Genomic DNA, 20,769 nt, shown 5'->3' with positions numbered 1-20,769 from the left:
CGTTCGGTCAGCATCGGTTATACTTTTGGCAAGAAAGGCTTTGCCAATATCTTTGTTGATCCCTATGACGGGCACATCATCCTGGATAAGCGTAAGCCTTCAGGCTTCGAAATGTTTATCCTGTTTGTGCGCGCAGGTCACCGCTTTTTATGGCTGCCGCAAAAAATCGGCAGCCCCATCGTCGGTTCGGCCTGCCTGGTTTTCCTGGTCATCATCATTACCGGGCTGATCTGGTGGTACCCGCGTAACTGGAACAAAAAGAACCGTGATAAAAGCTTTAAGATCAAATCGAACGCTAACTGGAAACGGCTGAATATCGACCTGCACAACGTGGTTGGGTTTTATGCTTCCATTTTTATCTTGTTCCTGACGATCACCGGCATTTATTTCACCTTCGATTGGTTCAGGCATGGCATGTACCGCACCCTGACCTGGAAAGCGCCCGTCGAACTCAAAGAAGATGATCCTTTTTCGGATACAACGCTGACGGCCAAACCTGCGGTAAGTGTTGCGCTGGATCATATCTGGCAGCAAACCGTTAAACGTGATCCCGATTTCGGACGTATCATTTTACCAGTTCCCGATGAAGCCAAAGAACCCTACCAGGCCATGGTCTTTTTCGGCGATGGTACCCTTATTTATAACCGTGCTACTTATTTCTATGATCAAAGTACGCTGAAACCCCTGCAGTATATCGATGAGGAAGACCGGCCTTATAGCGAAATATCAGCGGGCGAAAAACTTTACCGGATGAATTTTGATATCCATACCGGGCAGATCCTTGGCCTGCCGACCAAGATGCTGGCCTTTTTGGCCTGTATGATCGGCGCGAGTTTACCGGTGACGGGTACCCTGATCTGGTATAACCGCAAGTGGGGCAAAAAGAAGAAGAAAGCAGCCCCGCCCTTAGCCTAAAGATCAAAGTCCTGCTTGCCTGCGCCGGAGATGATCTTCGGGCAGGCAGGTCAGGCGCTATGGGGGGGCCAACTTCGATCATTCTGGACGAATTAAGAATATGGTTTGGATTGAAGGCTGCGGTGAAACAACTTATCAATAAATAAATGGCGCAAGCCTGGTTCCCGGCATTATGAAGTTTTATTGCGCAAAAGGCCGCGGCACCCCGGCAGCAGGTGAGCCGTATAGACAAGTAAATTGAGCCGTAAGCGCTATTGTAACCAGGCAAAAAGGCTGATTTTTGTATGATTAATATATAAAATATCAGCTATGAAAAATATCAAAAAAATAAACTTGGGTAAAAATGGGCCACTTGTATCAAAGCTTGGTTTAGGCTGCATGCGCATGTCTTCTGTTTGGGGTGGCCCGCATAATGATGAAAATGAAAGTGTGGCTACCATTCAGGCCGCGTTGGATAATGGGATCAACTTCCTGAATACGGGAGACTTTTATGGCAGCGGCCACAACGAACTGTTGGTGGGCAAAGCCATCAAAGGCAGGAGGGACGACGCCTTTATCAGTGTCAAGTTTGGTGCTATATTCTATAACGGTCAATGGTTAGGTTTGGATCTGCGCCCCATCGCTATCAAAAACTTTATCAACTATTCGTTGACGCGTTTGGGCATTGATACGATTGATCTTTATCAGCCATGCAGATTGGATAACAGCGTTCCGGTAGAGGATGTGATTGGCACGGTTGCCGACCTGATCAAAGAAGGCAAGGTACGTCACCTCGGCGTTTCTGAAGTCACGACAGATCAGCTACGCAAGGCCCATAGCGTGCACCCGGTAACCGCGCTGGAAATCGGCTATTCCTTAGCCGACCGCCAGATTGAAAGCGACTTGTTGCCTGCAGCAAAAGAATTGGGTATCGGCGTAGTGGCCTTTGCCAATACCGCCGAAGGTTTGCTCACCGGTGAGCTAAAAGCACCGCTGGCTGCCGATGACTATCATAACCACTTTTCGCGTTTTCAGGGAGATAACCTGATCAAGAACCTGGAGAAAGTTGAGGTGCTAAAAGCCATGGCAAAGGAAAAAGGATTGACCCCAACACAACTGGCCATCGCCTGGGTGAATGCACAGGGCGATCATATTATGCCTTTGGTGAGCATGAGCCGCAGATCACGCCTGCCGGAAAATATACAGGCGATGGAGGTCGTTTTCACATCTGAAGAAATGGAAATATTAAACATACAATTTGCGCCGGGCGCCATACTGGGCGGCACCTACCTGCAACGTTAGTTATTTCTTATCTTTACTTCATGACGAATCCAACCGAAATTATTCCGGGAGTCATCTTTTACGCTTACCTCTCTACCAAGCGAAAGGATAAAGTGGGCTTTATGTCGCACAATACGCTGGTATTGCAGGTTTCCGGACAGTTTACCCTGGAAACTGCTGATCAGAAAATTTCGATGAAACGGGGCGAGATGTTGCTGATCGGCAAGAATCAACTGGGACAGATCACCAAAACGCCGCTACCTGATGAGGATTATGAAACAATCGTCATCTCACTACAGGAAGACCTGCTCCGAAAGATCGCGCTGGAGGAGCAAATCGAGGTACAGCAGAAATATACCGGCCCGTCGAATATATTGATTCCGGGAAACGATTTTTTGCAGGGCTACTTTCAATCTGTCATACCCTATGTCCGTAACCCGGCCGGAAACTTAAGTGCGGCTATGGGTATGCTGAAAGTGAACGAGGGGGTGAAATTGCTGATACATGCCATGCCTGAGCTCAAAAACTTTCTATTTGACTTTTCCGAACCTTATAAGATCGACCTGGAAAAATTCATGCTCAGCAATTTTCATTTTAATGTACCGGTTGAGAAATTTGCGCGACTCACCGGCAGAAGCCTGGCAGGATTCAAGCGCGATTTCCAAAAAACATTCGGCATGGCACCGCGGCATTGGCTGCAGGAAAAACGATTGACGGAAGCCCGGCATCTGATAGAAAACCGGCACAAGAAAGCCTCTGCTATCTATCTCGACCTGGGATTTGAAAGCCTCTCACATTTCTCGCATTCCTTTAAGAAAAAATTCGGCATAGCACCCAAAGAGTTGATTAGCTGACCGCTATTTATAGCTGAAAGTATATCAACAGAAAATGGAAAAGGAATTGATATCTTTGTTATGCGTTTCAATCGAATAGAAAATAAGCGAAGAAAAGGCAAAATCTATTGTTTAAAAATAGCATAAAAGGTTAACGCCAAATACAAGGTATGGACACCTCCAATATACACAATCAACGTATCGCAAAAATGACATTTGCCTCGGTCTACCCTTTGTATCTCGCAAAAGTAGAGAGGAAAGGCAGAACAAAGGAAGAATTGAATCAGGTGATAACGTGGTTAACAGGCTTCGATAACAACAAGCTGCAGAAACTAATAGAAGAGAAAATAACTTTTGAAACGTTCTTCCAACGTGCTTCGTTAAACCCCAATGCAAACCTTATTACAGGCGTAATCTGTGGATACCGTGTAGAGGAAATCAAGGATACTTTGACGCAGCAGGTTAGGTATTTGGATAAGTTGGTGGATGAACTGGCGAAAGGCAGAAAGATGGAAAAAATTTTGCGCGGCTAAGGTTTCGTGTCGTTATCGTATCTTAGTGAGCATATGATAATCATTCCTTGTTTCCGCAGTAAAAATACCAGGTACTACAGGCATTCAAAATACTTTTTGTTGTTCTTTTGGGTGATTGGCGGGGCGCTGAGCGGCTGCGGGCAGAAGGTTAAACAACAACAGGTTACAGACTCGTTAACCAAAGAATGGAACCAAACGATCCCCGGTAATTTCAGCGGGCAATCAGAAGCCGTTTTTGACAGCACACAGATCAACCGGTTTTTAAAAAGTTACCCGGTGTTTAATACTTATGCCGGCGAGATCAATAATTTTTATAAGCGGCGAAAATATGCTTACGCCTGGTTTGAAAACGGAAAACTAATTGAACAGGCCGGCAATTTATCTAACCGGATATTGAACCTGCAAAATGAAGGCATTGATCAAGCGGTTCCTTATCAAAAAACATTGGACTCGCTGATCAGTAACATCAATCCCAAACGGCCGGATGTACAGGCCGAGCTGATGCTGACCTCGCAATATTTTGCCTTTTCTAAACTGGCCTGGCAGGGGATGAGCAATGCCGTAAGTCAGTCTGCACGCTGGTACCTGCCCCGCAAAAAGGTAGATTATGAACAATACCTGGACAGCCTGTTAAAGGAACCTGCCAAAAAAACCGCGCTGGCCGAACCGGTTTACCGGCAGTATGAATTACTAAGAAACTACCTGAAGAAATACCGCGACCTGGATGCGCAGGGAAACTGGCCCCCGATTGTACTATCCGCTAAAATTAAGCAGGGCGATACGTCGGTTATGATACCTGCTATTAAAAAGCGCTTATACCAGCTGGAAGATTTTCATAGCGATACCCTCAATAACACTTTTAACGATGAGTTGATGGCCGCCGTTAAACACTTCCAAAACCGGCACGGCCTTAACGCAAATGGTTTATTAAATAAAGAAACGCTTGCCGAACTGAATGTACCTTTAAAGAGCAGGATAGAACAGCTTATTGTTAATATGGAGCGCAGCCGCTGGTTGCCGGTACGCTTAAATGCAGATTACCTGGCGGTTAATATCCCCGAGTTTAAATTGCATGTATACCATGCCGACAGTTTGTTATGGAGCTGTAACGTGGTGGTAGGCCAAACGGTACATCAAACTACCATTTTTTACGGCGAGATCAGGTATGTGGTGTTCAGTCCTTATTGGGAAGTGCCGCCGAGTATTGTGCGCAAAGAGATCGTCCCGGAAATGAAGAAGCATCCGGATTATTTGGCTGATCACCAAATGCAGGTCAACGGTTATTTAGAAGGGTTGCCGGTTGTGCGGCAACTGCCCGGCCCTAAAAACTCATTGGGACTGGTGAAGTTCCTGTTTCCGAACAGTTATAATATCTATCTGCACGATACGCCGTCTAAATCCCTGTTTGGCGAAACCGCCCGTGCCTTTAGCCATGGCTGTATCCGGGTGCAGGAACCGGCAAAGCTGGCCGGTTTCCTGTTGAAAGACCAGCAAAACTGGACTCCCGAAAAAATAGATCAGGCCATGCATGCCGGTAAAGAACAATACGTGACCCTGCAAAAGAAGGTGCCCGTTTTTATCGCTTATTTTACGGCCTTCATTGATCGCGAGCACCAGCTTAATTTCAGGAAAGATATTTACCGGCTTGACGGCCCGCTGGCGGCAATGCTGCTCACCGGCAAAGGCGACCAGGAAAAGCAGCGTTAACCGGGTTTGTTGGGAGTAAGGTTTCCCATGATCCTGAGCGAGTTTGGTTAGCGCTTTGGCGCAAAGCAAAAAATATGACCGGCCGCATGCTCAATACTGACCGGCATCATTATTTAAAGGTAGGATTAAGCCGAATTTTGATAAAAAATCAGGCAATGAAAATCTCCGGAATAAAAGCTTCAGTATTGGTAAAAGCCTATAGCGGCAAACTATTTTGTATTGTTTTATTGTTGTTGACTACAACCCAATCAAAAGCTGCAGTGATAGATACCGGCCTTGCCGACCAGATCAGCTTACAGTTACATGCTAAAAAACAGCTGCCTTTATACTTTCCGCTTTCCGTTAAACGATTTTATGTGTCTCAAAACTTTCAGCCGGTTTGGTTGAAACAAGAGAAAGACGAGGCCGGACAAACATGGCAAGCGATGCTGCTGATGGATTGTGTATTGGAATATGGACTGGCCCATTCCGATTATCACCCGGATGAGCTGCGTTACGAGTTGCTGCACCAGATTTTTGAGCAGCCAGGCAAGATCAGTAAAGAGCGCCAGGCAAGGTTTGATATCATGCTTACCGATGCTATGCTCACTATCCTGAACCATCTGCATTATGGCAAACTGAATCCTGAACTTCCCCTTGCAAGAATTGATGCCGGGCAGGGAGATGTACGTATGGATGTAGTTTTAATGAATGCTTTACTGCAAAATAATATCATGCCTTCTGTTTTAGCAGTACAACCCAAGTCGCAGGCGTATATCAGCATGCAGCAATGGCTGCATAAATGGAAGGGGCAGTACCTGGACGATTGTTACGAAGTACCCGAAGCGAGCGTGCGTAAAGTGGCTGTTAATATGGAGCGGCTACGCTGGGCGGATATAGGAGAGAAGCCATACATACAGGTAAATATCCCATCGTTTACCTTAAGCCTTTTCTTGAAGGATACTACCTATCGCTTTAAGGTTGTTACCGGCAGTCCGTCTACCCCAACACCGTTGTTGCAAAGCGCTATCTATTCTGTTGCTGCAGTGCCCAGGGCCGAATTGCCCAATCAACTACGCATTATGGAACAGTTGCCTAACATGCTGGCAAAACGGCCCGGGCAGGCAAAGGCATTATTGGTTTTCCTGTTCGCCAACCGTCACCGGATAGATCTGGTAGAAATGCCGGAAACAGCCTGGTTTAAAGCCACACAACGCGCATTCAGCCGGGGTAATATTGGATTGGAAGAGCCACAGCGTTTTGCCGAACTATTGCTGGCAACACAAGGATCGGCGGGTCAAACAGCTTTGCTGCGTCAGTCGGTAACTTCAGGTAAAAGCCGGGCTTTACCATTAAAAACACCTGTACCCTTTAAGGTTACGTATCTCACTTGCATGGTCAGGGACGGCCAGGTGGTTACTTACGGGGATATTTACCAGTTAGACGGAAAATTAGAGCAAGCCTTATATCAAACAAACAGATAATTTTAATTGCTTTTACGGCCACCTCCAAGTGTTATGGCATCTATGATCCGGATCAGGTTATTTTTAAATAACGGGCCCATAGGCAGCACCACCTCATTTGGCAACACCACCATATTACCATCTATAAGCTTAATTTTTTCGATGTTGACGATGTAAGATTTATGTATCCGTACAAAACGGGTGTCGGGAACAGCATTTTCAACCTCTTTCATGGATGAATAGGTGATATGCTTATCGGTGGGTGTGTAAATGATAATATAATTCTTCAGTGCTTCTATATACAGTATCTCACTGTAATCCAGCCTGATCAGCTTGCCCTTAACGCCCGGATTTATAAAAAAGCAATCAGGTAAATTATCACTGGTTCGCCCGGTATTAATGAGGCGTTTTACTTTGGTTACCGATGCGATAAAACGTTCAAATGATATGGGTTTTAAAAGGAAATCGTAACCGTTTTTCTCAAATGCACGCACGGCATACCTGTCATGCGCGGTGGTAAATATGATATTGGCCGATGGCGCGATCATGTCGGCCACATCCAGTCCCGACAATTCAGGCATGTCGATATCAAGAAAAACAATATCCACATCCTTTCTTTCATTAATATCATGAATAGCCTGCAATGGACTTAAACTACTGCCAATTAGTTTCAGGTCGGGCATTTTAGCAATATAGCCCGAAAGTACTTTTATGGAATAGTAATCGTCGTCAATTACATAGCATGTATTCATTATTATTAATAGTTATTTCAATAATTTAAATGATAGTCAGGGTGCAATATTATAGGCTTTGTTATCCGGTATTGTCTTAAACGTATAGCTGCAAATGTATCAGCGGTCCGTCGTCTCATAACGTATTATTGCGCCTTTATTGATATACTTCTGATAGTTGTAAAGATAGTATATTATCTCCTTTCAAAAAGTAAATCCTGCTGTATGTGCATTCTTTATATATAGAATAACCCGTTTGGTATAACTTTTTTTACGCTGTATCGTATAATTCTTAGTTTGCATATAATTAAACCGAAGACTTTCAACCTAAACCTTATCACTTTGAATAATTTTCGGCAAAAAATCCTTGCTTTTATATCAAATATGGCAGGGGAGTTAATAAATGATCAAAATGTCAGCGATAGTTTAAGCTCATGCCGTTTTAATCCCGCCGGTTAAACAAAAAAGAGGCATAATAAACAAGCGTTGCCAGGGCTCCTAAGGCCGCTACCACGTAGGTCATTGCTGCCCACCATAAAGCATCAGCGGCAGCGCGGTGCTCTGTGGTGGCACGCATCACCGTGTAATTAGCTTGCAGCCAGGCCAGCGCCCGGCGGCTGGCATCAAATTCGACAGGAAGTGTAATAAAACTAAATAAGGTAATAATTGCCAGAGCTATTACGCCTATCAGCAGTAAAAAAGCATTGTGCGTAAATAAAAGTAACAGGATGCCGATGGCCAGCGTCCATTGTGTTAGGGTAGATGCCACATTGATCACCGGTATTAATGCCGAGCGCAGGTTAAGCCAGGCATAAGCCCGGGCATGTTGTACGGCGTGCCCGCATTCGTGCGCGGCCACCGCCGCCGCCGCAACACTGCGCCCATAAAAAACAGATTCGCTCAGGTTGACGGTTTTATTGGCCGGATTATAATGATCGGTTAATTGCCCTTCTGCCGATATTACCTGTACATCGGTGATGCGATGGTCGCGCAACATCAGTTCGGCTACCTCGGCACCAGATAGGCCCGATGCGAGCGGCATAGCCGAATACATTTGAAACTGGCTCCGGAAGCGCCATTGCACCAGGAGGCTAACTACGCTGACGATGATCATCAGCAGCCAGCCGGCGCCATACGAAATGATAAAACCGCAGATCATATGATGTAAAACCACCGGTTTGTGCACTGGTTTGCATTTTTTTTAATTTATCCCTGTTTAATGCCCCAATGGGGCTCTTTCGGGTATAAACACAAAAGAGGTTGTCTCCAATATGAAACAACCTCTTTTTGTTTTATGTCATCCTGTAATTACGATCAACCTGCTGCAACCGCACTATCGTTACCTGCTTTGCGCTTTAATATTAATGCAGCGATAAGGGATACAAGCAGCCCTATTGGAAGGATCTCCATATAGGTGATCAATATGACCATTATGGGCGACTTGTACATTTCTTTCATGCTGCTCATCTCTTTTATTTGGTCGGCAATTTCGCCGGCGCTTTTCCCGCTACTTTTAGCCTGGCTAATTATATGTGCAGAATACTTATCCATAAAATCGGGGACGAACAGGTAATAATCAACCAGCCAAACCAGTACATACATGGTCGACGCGATCAGCGCGATGTAAAATCCTAATTTGAAAGCCTTCCCAAAACTGATAACCCCATTATTGTATTTGTCGCGATAGTTTTTTACAGCTACAAATACCAGTGAAAAAGCTAATATCATTGAGGCATAGCCCAATAACATATTACCTTCAAAGCTGCCGCGGCTATTATAACACAGGTAAACACCGCATAACATCCAGGCCGATACCATTAGTCCTGATATCAATCCAAATACAATTACATTTCTTTTCATTTTGTTTAGTTTATTGTTTGCGGTTCAAAGTTGAATTATCGCGGGCTATTTTTGCTCATACTTTAGGGTGATTTTAATATAAAAAGCCATATTAGTACTAAAAGGTGATACTTTTTTTTATTCATGTTCCTGATCATCCTATCCCGACGCAGGATTAAGTTAATAGTTAATTAGTTGCAATTTGCACGTCAACTCCATCTCATATTAACCCCTCTCGATTTTTAATTTGGCATTAATTAGTTTTATTTACTTACCTTGCGAGCTTTAAAAATATAATAATACAATACAATGAACGAAGGAACAGTAAAATTTTTCAATGTAACAAAAGGTTTCGGTTTTATCACCCCTAACGGTGGTGGTCAGGACGTATTTGTACATTCTTCAGGCCTTATCGACGAAATCCGTGAAAACGACAAAGTAAACTACGAAGTTGAAAACGGAAGAAAAGGCGTAAACGCGGTAAATGTAAAAGTTATCTAAGTATAATAATACCATCAAAATCGTTTCAGCGTCCGGCTCACAAGTCGGGCGCTTTTTTTTTGTCAGAACCCGGATTGATAAGATTAACGGATTTACAGGATTTTTGGCTTTGCGTGCTTTGCTTTGTGCTTCTCTCTCTGTGACCTTTGTGGTTAAATAGCAACAATCACCGCTTATTTGTTAAATAACGTTAAAGCCCTGTTAAAGAAAGTTAAATGGTGCCCGTGCCCCGGTATTTTATCCTTTATTTGGGTATCCAAACCTTCTTAATTCATGAAAAAACTACTATTCCTGTTGCTTATACCGGCAATTGTGATGGCTCAAAACCATAAGCCCGAAGATTTTGGTTACCGCCACCTGCAAACGGTTTATCAAAAACTGCCGGTTGATATCCTTATTTTATCTAAAAAAGGTGACGAAAAAAAACGCAAACCGATCTTCCTTTTTGCGCAGGGATCATTACCCATACCACTGATAATTTTAGATAAAGCAGGCAAACCCTATTTTGTGTTTGTTTTTAAAACAGACAGCCTGCTTAACCAATATCACCTGGCCATTATAGGTAAGCCTGGGGTTCCGGTGATAGCACCGGATAGCCTGTTAACCAAAGATTATGTTTATAACGACCCTGCAACTAAACTAATGCCGCAAGTGTATCAGCAGCATAACTATATTGATTACCTGGCCAACCGCGATAAGGAGGTTTTAAGGTTTTTATTGCGGCAAGACTTTGTAGCACTAAAGCAAAAGGTTGTGGTGGCCGGTCATTCGGAAGGGGCTACAGTTGCGGCTAAGCTGGCATTGATATCGCCCGATGTAGGCAAGCTGATCTACGCGTCCGAAAATCCGTTTGGCCGTATTATGACCGAAATAGGGCAGGAGCGGCAACTTGACCCTACCGGGGCAAAAACCGAGGCCCGTTTCCGGGAATGGCAGCGGATAGTGAACAAACCTAATGATGTAAGCCAAAAGAAAGGTGATACCAACAAGGGTACTTATCAATCATCAATACCGCCTATTGAATATTTGCAAAAGCTAACTATCCCGGTGCTGGTTACCTATGGCACTAACGATCAGTCTGGAAAATATACCGACCTGCTGCGTGTGGAAATGATCCGCCTGCATAAAAACAATTTCACTTTTAAATGTTACGCCGGGCTTGATCATAATTATTTCCCCTTAAAACCCGATGGCGCGGTTAATTACGAAATTTTTAACTGGGATAAAGTGGTGCTCGACTGGCAAGCCTGGCTCAATGGCAAAACCGAACTGCACGCCCTGCAATAATAAATGATATTAAAATAAACATAGCGGCAGGGTTTTTGTTGATCTATCATATATACATCTATTTAAAAATTAAATAATTATGAAAGATCAAACTAAAATTATCGCGGCTCTTTTAGTGGGTGCTGCAGCGGGTGCCGCCATAGGATTGTTATTTACAACCGATAAAGGTGGGGCAATACGCGGCGAGGTAGCCGATTATATCAATGATTTGGTAGAAAAATCAAAAGAAAAAGCACAAAAAACCGCAGATGAACTGCGTGGCTATGGTGGCAATGTTGTCGATCGTGCAAAGTCAAAAATAAATGGGGTCGTGGGCAATTTGTCTGATTATAAAGATCAGATCCGCGATTCTATTAAAGCAAGCGCGAGTGATTATACCGATAAGGCTACCGAGTTTGGCGAAGATCTGTTAAACAACGCCAAAGCAAAAGCCAGAAACGTTGTGAGCGATGTGAATAACAACGTGCAGGGCGGATAAATACTAAACGATAACCCGGCTGTCATGCTGAGCCCGTCGAAGCATGGAGCGAGGGCCTGCCCACGCACCCTTCGACAAGCTCAGGCTGACAGTCCCTTTCAATAAAAAAGCACCCCGATTATGGGGTGCTTTTTTGTTATTTACGGGCTTGTTTAATACTGTCTCCATACTTCAAAATCCATATTCGGCATGCCGATAGGGGCGCCGGGAGGCATTTCCAGCGCAGGCTCGGGCTGGAACTTGTTTGGCGTTTTTTCAAATTCTTCAATTTCAGATAAGCCAAAATATAAAGATGCCTTTTGCTTGGCTTCGGCGGTAGCTAATTTGCTGGTCATCCAGTCTTTTAATTCATGCACTTTCAGCAAAGCTTCGCCGCGCACGTTCTCGCCCGACCGGGTGTCGGCAGCTAAACCCAGCAGATGTTTTAAAAACAGGTTGTTCACCAATATCTGCAACTCGCCTTTATAGCCCGGCGTTAAAGGGGCTTTCCAGGTACGGTCTATCATTTTATCCAATACGGCTAACAGGCCGGGTTGCTTACTGTCGCGGGCATTGTACTCTACCAGGCGGGCGGCACGCTCACTCATCAGCATGTAATCAATCGTAGTTTCGGCCGCGCTTTCGGCTGCGGCAATAGGGTCAAAGGTAGGGCCGGTATGTCCGCTAAAGGTTTCCACACTTGCCGGGTAACCCGAAGGGCGCGGCGGGATCTTTTGTATCAAAGCTTCGGGCAATGCCAAAGCATCCGGACTAATCGTAGCCATCATGGCATCAAAAGCTCGCCATTGCTCGGCAGGGTCAACCATTTTGGTAGGTTCCTGTCCGTCGTTTTTAACGGCGTGGGTAAAGTATAAGCCACCGATAGATTTGGCAACCGCTTCTAACTGGTAACGGTGCAGCAGGTACATCGGCACCAAAACTTCTTCAATGGTGCTCATGGGCTCGCCTTCGCGGATAGCTTTCTCCGAGAAATTATCCAGCACATGCCTGCGGATGGCCATCAGTTTATTCAACTGATCGATCGGGTTAACACCGTCTTCCCACTGGTTAGACATGGGGTGCGCGTTCCCGCCGATATCCGGGATGTACTTAAAGCCCTGTGCCAGCGTCTCTTTCATGATCTTGTCCAGCGCGGCATTTTCATCCACATTTTTAGGGAAATCAGAATAGCCCCACATAATGGCGCGTTTATCCCAGGTGCCAATACCTTTAGCGTAAGCGTCAGACAGGTCGATGGTACCATCAGCCTTCATGCTGAAACGGGGGAAAGGGTAGTCCATTACCGATGCCCTGTCCTTAGGGCTGGCGGCAAAGTTGTGGGTTAAACCCAGTGTATGGCCAATTTCGTGAGCTGATAACTGGCGGATCCGAGCCAGCGCCATTTCTTCCATTTTTTTACTGACAGGTTTGCCGTCCTCATAAGGTTGCAGCAGGCCTTCGGCAATCAGGAAATCCTCGCGATGGCGGTCTGATCCCAGCGTAACCACGCCCTTAATGATTTCGCCGGTACGCGGATCGCTATAAGACGAACCATAAGAGAACGCGCGGTTAGGCGTACCCGACCGGGTAATCCAGTTCACCACATTATAGCGGATATCCATCGGGTCGGCGCCTTCGGGCAATTCTTTTACAATAAAGGCATTTTTAAACCCGGCCGCTTCAAAAGCCTGGTTCCACCAGGCTGCGCCCTCAAGCAGGGCTTTTTTAATGATAGGCTGAGCGCCGCGGTCAATATAGTATACGATCGGTTCAACCGGCTCGCTAACCGCCGCCGACGGGTCTTTTTTGATGAGCCTGTGGCGGGCGATGAATTTTTTAGTGATCGGCTCGGTCATCGGTGCTGCAAAATCCATGTACTGGAAGTTGAAGAAGCCCGAACGCGGATCGAACTTGCGCATTTTAAAACCGGGTTCAGGCAGTTCAATAAAGGCCTGATGCTCGTTCAGGGTAACCGAAGTTGGATCGGGCGCTATACGGCCACCACGGCCGCCGCCACCACCGCTGCCGGCGAAGGTAAGCATGGCCTCAAACTCAGAGTTTTTAGGAAAATTCTTGGTATTGTCCATATAAACAACCGACCGGGTCTCATCTAAACGATAAGCCCCACCGGCACCGCCGCCGCCTGCGCCGCCACGTCCGCCGGCTGCCTGTGCGGTACCCGGGTTACCGCGGCCACCGCCTAAACCGTCGCCTACATGCATCACATCGCGCACAATAAACGGTGTAAAATCAACCAATACTTTATCGCCTTCAATAGCGGCGGGGGTAAACGCAAAGATCACCGATTTAGCAAAATTGTGCTCAACTGCCTTTACCTCATCCGCATTACCATTTACAGCACGGTAACTGGTTACCGGCTCTACTAAAAATATTTTTGGCCCGGCCTTTACAAACTTGGTAATTACCGATGATGCCTGCCCGCGCTCGGCGCCGCCGTTACCCACGCCGTCTACCAGCGAACTGAAGTATAGGAAGTCGGTATTAAACTTGTCAATCTCCAGGTAAACTTTCCCGCTCTTTTCGTCGTAGTAAAAGTTAAAATAGCCTTCAAATTTTTTTAAGTTTTGCGTTACGGCTGCTATGGTAGTTGCCGGGCCGGCCGCATCGCCGCGGGCGCCACCCGGTTGCCTGTTTTGGGCATTAGCAATACCTGTAAGTGTAATGGCCGTACAAAAAAACAGTAGAAATTTTTTCATGTGGTGATTTGTTTTGGGTTAGTGTGCATAAAAACGTAAAGTTTGATCAATAAACGTATCGTAAACTTAATAATCATTTACGTTTAATCCGATTTTTTAATAAATTATCATGCATATGTTACATTTATTGCGATTTTGATATTAGTAGAATATTGATGGTTTTGGCGCGTGTGAGTATGAATATTTGGTTGGGGGAGTGGTTTTGATCATAAATATCGTTGCGGTAAATCTTTTTTCGTAATTAATTAATTCATATATTCACTCTTAATTATAGCCAACATCATTCGCTTTTTTAAATAGATTTTGTTAACCTGGAGTAAAGCTGTTTAAAAAAGCTGGACCATTACAATTTGAATTTCTGTAAAGCATATTAAAAAATAGACCCAAACCACTATGGCTGCTGATATAAATACTCAGCCTATACCTGCCAACGAAATCGACAGGCTATATGCATTAACCAACCTCGATCTGGATTACTCCAATTTGCAAAACAGCCTTAAGGATATGACAGAACTGGCTGCAAAAGTTGCCGGTACAAATATATCCGTGATTAACCTGATAGATATGTATACGCAATGGACGGTATCCAACTTTGGGATGGACCTTGACCAAATGCCACGCGAGGACTCGGTTTGCCAATACACCATTATGCAAAATGATGCCTACGAAATAAATAATTTAGCAGACGACCAACGATTTAAGGATAAGTTTTACGTAACCGAAAACCCCAACCTGCGCTATTACTATGGTTTACCGCTGCAAACAGACGATGGCTGCAATATTGGCGCCTTATGTGTTCTGGATACCGAACAAAAGGAGATCACTCCCGAGAAAACGGAAATGCTGAAGATCATCGCGCATGAAATAGTGAGCCGTTTAAACGCCCTGAGGGCCATAGAGCATTTAAAGAACCGTTTGTACGAGGTTACCGAATCGCAGCGCCGGATGGCACATGATATCCGCGGGCCTGTTAGCGGGATTGTTGGCCTGGCACGTATCATCAGCGAGCAGGGCGATAATAATACGCTGAACGAGGTGCTGGAGTTTATTAAACTGATACAAAAAAGCGGTGATTCTATTATGGAACTGGCCGCTGAAATATTAAGTACAGATATACCCGAAAAAGGGACAGAATTTGACGGGTGCGAGTATAATCAGCTGGTATTAAAGGAAAAGTTGGAAAAGCTGTATATGCCGCAAGCCATCAATAAAAAGATCAATTTTACGGTGAGTACAAATCCCGAAACCGGTATAGTGCCTTTCTCTAAAAGCAAACTATTGCAAATTATTGGCAACCTGGTATCAAATTCCATGAAATTTACCCCGTCGGGTGGCAGCGTTTCGGTAAAACTATCTATGCGTGTGCACGAGTTCAATAACGAGCTTCATGTGATGGTAGAAGATACCGGCGTTGGGATGGATGAGGCCAAAATAGAACAGATACTGGCCGGGCAAGGTAAATCAACCAAAGGCACCAGCGGCGAGCAGGGATACGGCTTTGGATTGGCCCTGGTAAAACATTTGGTAGATAGCCTTAAAGGCGAAATGTATATCACATCTAAAATGGATATAGGTACTTCCTTCGAGATCGTACTTCCGCAGGAAAAGCATCGGTAGAGATTAGTTGATTAGTGATGAGAGATTAGTTAAGTTACTAACCAAACCTGCCAACAGGATGAAGTTTGCCTCACAGGAATACTTCATCCTGTTCTTTTTTTAACCTAATCTCTCATCCCTAATCAACTAATCACTAATATTGCACATTCAAAAACGGACAGGTTTTTACGCATGAAAAAAATAACGGACAGCAACGCCGCCACTAATACCTTCATATTAATTGCAGTTACTTTTTTAATAAGGCTATGGATAGCCGCTTATACCGGCCTGGGTATTGGCGAGTCGTATTATTTCAGGGGCGCGTTAAACCTCGATCTGAGTTATTTTGATCAGCCGCCATTGTTTTTCTGGCTAAGCGGTATCAGCTTAAAAATATTTGGTGTAAACAACCTGGGCCTGCGTTTCCCGGCGGTACTGCTGTTTGCAGGTACCAGCTGGATGCTGTTTCTCATCACCCGCAAATTCTTTAATGCAAGCGCGGGCTTTTGGGCGGTGCTTATCATGAACCTGAGCGCCGTTTTTACCATAGCTATTGCCTGCTGGTTTCAGCCGGATGCACCGCTGATGTTCTTTTGGCTGGCCAGCGCTTACGTAATGATCCAGATCATGTTCGACCCGCAGAACGGGCAGCCCGGAGCAAAATATCATACCGCTAAAATTTACTTACTTTGGCTGCTTGTAGGCTTGTTAATGGGCTTAGCCACTTTGAGCAAATACCATGTGATATTTCTGTTTGCAGGCATATTCCTGTTTGTGGGGACTAACAAAAGCCAGCGCCATTGGCTATTGCACCCCGGGCCGTACCTGGCCATTATAGTCGCTTTTATTTTGGCGCTGCCGGTACTGCTGTGGAACTATCATAACAACTGGGTTTCCTTTGTTTTTCAGGGATCAAGGGCCGGTACCGGCGAGAAATTCCAGCTGCACCCCGAGTGGTTTTTACGCAGCATTGGGGGGCAGGCATTATGGCTATTGCCATGGGTATGGTATCCGCTGGTGGTAGAGTTATTTAAGGCCTGGAAATTGCGCGGGCAGCAGGTATACAGTTTTAACTTTTGGATAGCCATTTTGCCGCTGGTGTTTTTTACGGTGGTAACGCTATGGTCAAACCTGCAATACCATTTTCACTGGCAGGCGCCGGGGTATATGATGCTGTTTATCCCGCTTGGATATGCTATCGACCAAAAACTGAACGCGCCTGCAAAAGAGGGCAGGGGCACACGCCGCTGGCTGCGGTTCTCGGTTTGTTTTACGGTGATCACTATCGGGGTATTAAGCTTGCATATGGTAACCGGGTTTTGGCAATGGTACGGCCCCAAATGGATTGTAAAAGCAGCCCACGGTGATAATGTTGACCCCACCATACAAGGCGTGGACTATACCGATATTAAAGGCCGCTTTGAAAAAGAAGGCTGGCTGAATAATCCCAATATATTCACAGGCGCATCCCGCTGGTGGCTAACCGGCAAGGTAGATTGGGCATTGAAAGGTCAGAAACCTATTATCTGTTTTAGCGACGATCCGCGTAACCTGGCCTTTTTGGTGGATCCGAATACATTGATTGGGAAAGACGCCGTCATTATTGGCCAGGAGCACGGGGAAAGCATCGATGCAGACGTTAAACCGTTTTTTGATGAAGTAAAACAACTGCCCGATCTGGCTATTATGCGCAGCGGTCGGGATGAATTGCACCTGCAGGTTTACTATTGCAAAAACTTCCGTCTGCCGGCTCATCCGCGTAACGATCTGCCATTATATCACCAACTAACGGGCAGGCCACCGTTTGGGAAGTAAATTGCTTTGAAGGAATAAGTATCTTGTCATTTCGAACGAGGTACGAGGAGAAATCTTCTACGTCCATACTTGTCGCCTATAGAAGATTTCTCTCTGCGTTCGAAATGACAAGATACTTTCAGTAAATCAATTCAATAGCTTATACAACTTCTCTTGCAATACCCTTTTTTCTGGAGCCGACCGGGTAAGGCTGATGGCTTTTTCAAGACTGCTTTTGGCCTGGGTATAGTTGTGCAGCCGGGTATATACTTCGCCCAGGATGGCGTGGTAAAGATAAAATTTATCCGCTTTTTCAATTTGCAGGAGTGCGGTTAAAGCGGCTTGCGGCCCATCTACCTGCATCATAGCTACAGCCCGGTTTATGGCAGTAAAAGGCGATGGGGCAATACGGCAAAGCCAATCGTAATAACTTAAAATGGCAGGCCAGTTAGTGGTATCAAAGCTTTTGGCGGTGCAATGCTGAAACGCTATGGCAGCCTCTAAATGATAAGCACTCACGGTATTGCCATAAGCAGCCAGGTTCATATAGTCGTTACCCTTATCAATCAGTCGCTTGTCCCAACGGGAACGGTCCTGTTTGGTGAGCAGCACAATTTCGCCTTCGGGACTGATGCGGCTTTCATTGCGCGACGATTGAAAACACATTAGCGCCATCAGCGCGTAGGCTTCGGGCTGGCGGGTATATTCGTTTTTAGTGATGAGATGGCAAAGCATCATGGCTTCGTCCATCAGATCCCTGCGGATGAGGTATTCGGATTGTGTGGAGTTATATCCTTCGTTAAACAGCAGGTAAATGGCATTCAGTATCACATCGGTCCTGTTCTTTAACTCGTTTACCGATGGGATAGTCAGCTTTATTTTTTCATGCCTGAAAAACTCTTTGGTTCGGTATAGTCTCTTGGAAACGGTATCCTCAGGTATCAGGAAAGCTTTGGCAATTTCAACGGTACTAAAACCGCAAAGTGTTTTCAGGATCAGGGTGATCTGATTTTCCTTCGGGATACGCGGATGGCAGCAGGCAAACATCATGCGCAGCATATCATCTTCCAGTAGTTCCTGCTTCCACAGTTGCTCTATATCAAGTAAAGGCTGATCGTGGGTCTCGGTAAGATCTTCGGGATCGGTGTTCAGTAAGTGCCGGTTATGCCTTAACCTGTCTATCGCTTTGTTTTTTGCTACCCGGTATAACCATCCCGATGGATTTTTTGGGATTCCCTTGTCGGGCCAGCTGTTAAAGGCCAGCAACAGCGTATCCTGCACCACATCTTCGGCCATTTGCAGGTTTTCGGTGCCGAACAGCTTGGTTAAAACAGCAACCATCTTCCCCGCCTCGCGGCGGAAAAGATGGTCGGCCAGCTGACTGATATGCGGATCGGGCCCAGGCATTACATTTTAGCAATTTCCTGGATCTCGGTACTGCCGTCGTATTCAAAAATTGGACAGCCTTTAGCAATTTCAATTGCATGCGGCAAATCATTAGCCTTAATGGAAATAAAACCGCCAACTACTTCCTTGCCTTCGGCATAGGGGCCATCGCTTAATTGCTTTTGCGGGCCGCTTAATACAGCGCCGGTGTGGGTAAGGCGTTCGCCGCCAATGTAGGTGCCATCGGCTTTTAAACCATCCATCCAGGTCATCCATTTCATCATCGACTGTTGCAATAACTCGGGCGAAGCGCTTGTGAAATCCAAACCGCCACGGAATAATAACATGTACTCTTTCATTTTTTTAGTTTTTTAATTTAAAATTTGATTAACACCCCAATGACGAATGGCGCCGACGGATTTGGACAAATTATTTTAAAGATTTATAAATCATGGATAAAATTATCAAAAATAGCTAATCGGGCATCATATCATGTTAAAAACAGATACAGCAACATCATGATAGTTCATTTAAATTTGAGCAATACGATCAACCTGTCGTTATAAACCCATTTTATGAAGCTTAAAATAATAGTAACCGTATGGTTTGCTGCATTTGTGTTACAGCAAAGCTATGCCCAATTACCTGATGTGTTTTTGTTAAACCCTAAACACATTGCCGATAAAAAAAATGCCTATAAAAAAGCTGAAGCACCTGTTGTAAAACAAGTAGCAGAGGTAGTAAAAGGCGCTGATGCCTTTTTGGATGACAAGCCCGCATCGGTAATGGAAAAAGCCTTTACACCGCCAAGCGGCAGCAAGCACGATTATATGAGCATGGCGCCGTACTTCTGGCCCGATCCCGCTAAATCCGACGGCCTGCCTTATATCCGCAAAGACGGGCAGCGAAACCCCGAGATCAAAAAAATTGTAGATCACGAATTATTAAGTCAGCTGGATAATAAATGTAAATACCTCTCGCTGGCTTATTACTTTACCGGTGATGAAAAATATGCCGCCAAGGCTAACGAACTGTTAAAAGTTTGGTTCCTTGATCCCGAAACAAAGATGAACCCTAACCTCAACTATGCCCAGGCTATCCGCGGCACAAACGACGGCAGGGGGATAGGGATCATCGAAACACGATCTTTAGCTAACCTGGCCGACTGGATGGGTTTATTAGCCGGTTCTAAATCATTTACCCCAGCTAACCTGGCTGCTATAAAAGATTGGTACAAACAGTATTTAATTTGGATGACCACCAGCAAAAACGGTAATGACGAGCATAACGCCAAAAACAATCATGGTACGCATTACGATGTGCAGGAAGTTACCTATGCTTTGTTTACGGGGAATACCGCGTTAGCCAAACAGGTTTTGGATAATAGCAAAAAAAGGATTGCCCTGCAAATTGAACCCAATGGCGAGCAAAAACTGGAACTGGAACGGACCAACGCCTTAGGCTACAGCACCATGAACCTGGATGGCTGGGTAAATATGGCTATGCTGGGAGACAAAGCCGGAGTTGATTTATGGAACTATACTACAACCGATGGCAGGAGTATTAAAGGCGCTATTGACTGGCTGCTGCCTTATGCAATGGGGACAAAGCCATTTAAATATCAGCAGATCAATCCGTATAATAAGGAAGAACTGATGCGTCCGCTGCTTTTGATGGGCATGAAACAAAACAATACCGCTTATTTGAAAACAGTTGAAGACATCCGTAAAAAAGACACGATCTATTTAACCGACCTGCTTTATAATTAATA

General features: G+C 45.2%; 18 protein-coding genes. 12 read left to right on the top strand and 6 right to left on the bottom strand.

Translation table 11 applies throughout. The annotated features are described in order from the left end of the window. The 6 genes from AC07M6_RS23960 to AC07M6_RS23935 all read left to right on the top strand — a co-directional run. Positions 1–915 (top strand): PepSY-associated TM helix domain-containing protein (locus tag AC07M6_RS23960; RefSeq protein ID WP_494893919.1); only part of this gene is annotated, 915 nt, incomplete at its 5' end. Between the two features lie 309 nt (positions 916–1,224). Continuing rightward, positions 1,225–2,196 (top strand): aldo/keto reductase, encoded by a 972-nt coding sequence (locus AC07M6_RS23955; RefSeq protein ID WP_494893917.1) that lies wholly within the window; start codon positions 1,225–1,227, stop codon positions 2,194–2,196. A gap of 20 nt (positions 2,197–2,216) precedes the next feature. After that, positions 2,217–3,029, top strand: a complete 813-nt coding sequence (locus AC07M6_RS23950; protein WP_494893915.1) for a helix-turn-helix domain-containing protein — start codon at positions 2,217–2,219, stop codon at positions 3,027–3,029. A 149-nt stretch (positions 3,030–3,178) separates the two neighbouring features. Beyond that, positions 3,179–3,541, top strand: a complete 363-nt coding sequence (locus AC07M6_RS23945) for a DUF2200 domain-containing protein (protein ID WP_494893913.1) — start codon at positions 3,179–3,181, stop codon at positions 3,539–3,541. 33 nt (positions 3,542–3,574) lie between these two features. Then, complete coding sequence (locus tag AC07M6_RS23940) at positions 3,575–5,248, top strand: L,D-transpeptidase family protein (protein WP_494893911.1); 1,674 nt, start codon at positions 3,575–3,577, stop codon at positions 5,246–5,248. A gap of 155 nt (positions 5,249–5,403) precedes the next feature. After that, a complete protein-coding gene (locus AC07M6_RS23935; protein WP_494893909.1) occupies positions 5,404–6,711 on the top strand; it encodes a L,D-transpeptidase scaffold domain-containing protein in 1,308 nt (435 codons plus the stop codon). A 2-nt stretch (positions 6,712–6,713) separates the two neighbouring features. On the opposite strand, the gene AC07M6_RS23930 is transcribed toward AC07M6_RS23935, so the two are convergent. The 3 genes from AC07M6_RS23930 to AC07M6_RS23920 form a co-directional block, all read right to left on the bottom strand. After that, positions 6,714–7,442, bottom strand: a complete 729-nt coding sequence (locus tag AC07M6_RS23930) for a LytR/AlgR family response regulator transcription factor (RefSeq protein ID WP_494893907.1) — start codon at positions 7,440–7,442, stop codon at positions 6,714–6,716. A 421-nt stretch (positions 7,443–7,863) separates the two neighbouring features. Next, entirely contained in the window at positions 7,864–8,580 is a 717-nt protein-coding gene (locus tag AC07M6_RS23925) for a zinc metallopeptidase (RefSeq protein ID WP_494893905.1), read from the bottom strand. A 155-nt stretch (positions 8,581–8,735) separates the two neighbouring features. Continuing rightward, entirely contained in the window at positions 8,736–9,281 is a 546-nt protein-coding gene (locus AC07M6_RS23920) for a DUF4199 domain-containing protein (RefSeq protein WP_494893903.1), read from the bottom strand. A 288-nt stretch (positions 9,282–9,569) separates the two neighbouring features. Between AC07M6_RS23920 and AC07M6_RS23915 the strand changes: the two genes are divergently transcribed. From AC07M6_RS23915 to AC07M6_RS23905, 3 genes are all read left to right on the top strand, one after another. After that, complete coding sequence (locus AC07M6_RS23915; RefSeq protein ID WP_494893901.1) at positions 9,570–9,761, top strand: cold-shock protein; 192 nt, start codon at positions 9,570–9,572, stop codon at positions 9,759–9,761. A 273-nt stretch (positions 9,762–10,034) separates the two neighbouring features. Then, the gene (locus AC07M6_RS23910) at positions 10,035–11,048 is read left to right on the top strand and encodes a hypothetical protein (protein ID WP_494893899.1); all 1,014 of its coding nucleotides are present in this window, start codon (positions 10,035–10,037) and stop codon (positions 11,046–11,048) included. Positions 11,049–11,127: 79 nt separating this feature from the next. Continuing rightward, positions 11,128–11,526 (top strand): YtxH domain-containing protein, encoded by a 399-nt coding sequence (locus tag AC07M6_RS23905; RefSeq protein ID WP_494893897.1) that lies wholly within the window; start codon positions 11,128–11,130, stop codon positions 11,524–11,526. Between the two features lie 152 nt (positions 11,527–11,678). On the opposite strand, the gene AC07M6_RS23900 is transcribed toward AC07M6_RS23905, so the two are convergent. Then, positions 11,679–14,222, bottom strand: coding sequence for a zinc-dependent metalloprotease (locus AC07M6_RS23900; RefSeq protein ID WP_494893895.1), 2,544 nt, complete (start codon positions 14,220–14,222; stop codon positions 11,679–11,681). Between the two features lie 393 nt (positions 14,223–14,615). Between AC07M6_RS23900 and AC07M6_RS23895 the strand changes: the two genes are divergently transcribed. Beyond that, a complete protein-coding gene (locus AC07M6_RS23895) occupies positions 14,616–15,839 on the top strand; it encodes a GAF domain-containing sensor histidine kinase (protein ID WP_494893893.1) in 1,224 nt (407 codons plus the stop codon). Positions 15,840–16,010: 171 nt separating this feature from the next. Beyond that, the gene (locus AC07M6_RS23890) at positions 16,011–17,633 is read left to right on the top strand and encodes an ArnT family glycosyltransferase (protein ID WP_494893891.1); all 1,623 of its coding nucleotides are present in this window, start codon (positions 16,011–16,013) and stop codon (positions 17,631–17,633) included. Positions 17,634–17,759: 126 nt separating this feature from the next. Here AC07M6_RS23890 and AC07M6_RS23885 read toward each other — a convergent pair whose 3' ends face one another. Both AC07M6_RS23885 and AC07M6_RS23880 read right to left on the bottom strand, forming a co-directional pair. Next, entirely contained in the window at positions 17,760–19,019 is a 1,260-nt protein-coding gene (locus AC07M6_RS23885) for an RNA polymerase sigma factor (RefSeq protein ID WP_494893889.1), read from the bottom strand. Beyond that, positions 19,019–19,357 carry a YciI family protein gene (locus tag AC07M6_RS23880; RefSeq protein ID WP_494893887.1) on the bottom strand — a complete coding sequence of 113 codons (339 nt, stop codon included), beginning with the start codon at positions 19,355–19,357 and terminating at the stop codon, positions 19,019–19,021. Before AC07M6_RS23880 ends, AC07M6_RS23885 begins: the two co-directional genes overlap by 1 nt. Before the next feature lie 216 nt (positions 19,358–19,573). On the opposite strand from AC07M6_RS23880, the gene AC07M6_RS23875 reads away from it, so the two are divergent. Continuing rightward, on the top strand, positions 19,574–20,767 hold the full coding sequence (locus AC07M6_RS23875) for an alginate lyase family protein (RefSeq protein ID WP_494893885.1): 1,194 nt from the start codon (positions 19,574–19,576) through the stop codon (positions 20,765–20,767). Positions 20,768–20,769: the final 2 nt, after the last annotated feature.

It is taken from the genome of Mucilaginibacter sp. GW821-FHT07H05 (genome assembly GCF_059418485.1).
Note: the sequence above shows the minus strand (reverse complement) of the source record. Positions and strands in the feature narration are given on the sequence as shown.

Bases quoted from the DNA above. Each gene is read 5' to 3' on its own strand.
- AC07M6_RS23955 (WP_494893917.1), top strand. From the start codon at position 1,225: ATGAAAAATATCAAAAAAATAAACTTGGGTAAAAATGGGCCACTTGTA.
- AC07M6_RS23900 (WP_494893895.1), bottom strand. From the start codon at position 14,222: ATGAAAAAATTTCTACTGTTTTTTTGTACGGCCATTACACTTACAGGT.
- AC07M6_RS23880 (WP_494893887.1), bottom strand. From the start codon at position 19,357: ATGAAAGAGTACATGTTATTATTCCGTGGCGGTTTGGATTTCACAAGC.
- AC07M6_RS23895 (WP_494893893.1), top strand. From the start codon at position 14,616: ATGGCTGCTGATATAAATACTCAGCCTATACCTGCCAACGAAATCGAC.
- AC07M6_RS23935 (WP_494893909.1), top strand. From the start codon at position 5,404: ATGAAAATCTCCGGAATAAAAGCTTCAGTATTGGTAAAAGCCTATAGC.
- AC07M6_RS23875 (WP_494893885.1), top strand. From the start codon at position 19,574: ATGAAGCTTAAAATAATAGTAACCGTATGGTTTGCTGCATTTGTGTTA.
- AC07M6_RS23940 (WP_494893911.1), top strand. From the start codon at position 3,575: ATGATAATCATTCCTTGTTTCCGCAGTAAAAATACCAGGTACTACAGG.
- AC07M6_RS23910 (WP_494893899.1), top strand. From the start codon at position 10,035: ATGAAAAAACTACTATTCCTGTTGCTTATACCGGCAATTGTGATGGCT.
- AC07M6_RS23930 (WP_494893907.1), bottom strand. From the start codon at position 7,442: ATGAATACATGCTATGTAATTGACGACGATTACTATTCCATAAAAGTA.
- AC07M6_RS23890 (WP_494893891.1), top strand. From the start codon at position 16,011: ATGAAAAAAATAACGGACAGCAACGCCGCCACTAATACCTTCATATTA.
- AC07M6_RS23920 (WP_494893903.1), bottom strand. From the start codon at position 9,281: ATGAAAAGAAATGTAATTGTATTTGGATTGATATCAGGACTAATGGTA.
- AC07M6_RS23950 (WP_494893915.1), top strand. From the start codon at position 2,217: ATGACGAATCCAACCGAAATTATTCCGGGAGTCATCTTTTACGCTTAC.
- AC07M6_RS23885 (WP_494893889.1), bottom strand. From the start codon at position 19,019: ATGCCTGGGCCCGATCCGCATATCAGTCAGCTGGCCGACCATCTTTTC.
- AC07M6_RS23905 (WP_494893897.1), top strand. From the start codon at position 11,128: ATGAAAGATCAAACTAAAATTATCGCGGCTCTTTTAGTGGGTGCTGCA.
- AC07M6_RS23945 (WP_494893913.1), top strand. From the start codon at position 3,179: ATGGACACCTCCAATATACACAATCAACGTATCGCAAAAATGACATTT.
- AC07M6_RS23925 (WP_494893905.1), bottom strand. From the start codon at position 8,580: ATGATCTGCGGTTTTATCATTTCGTATGGCGCCGGCTGGCTGCTGATG.
- AC07M6_RS23915 (WP_494893901.1), top strand. From the start codon at position 9,570: ATGAACGAAGGAACAGTAAAATTTTTCAATGTAACAAAAGGTTTCGGT.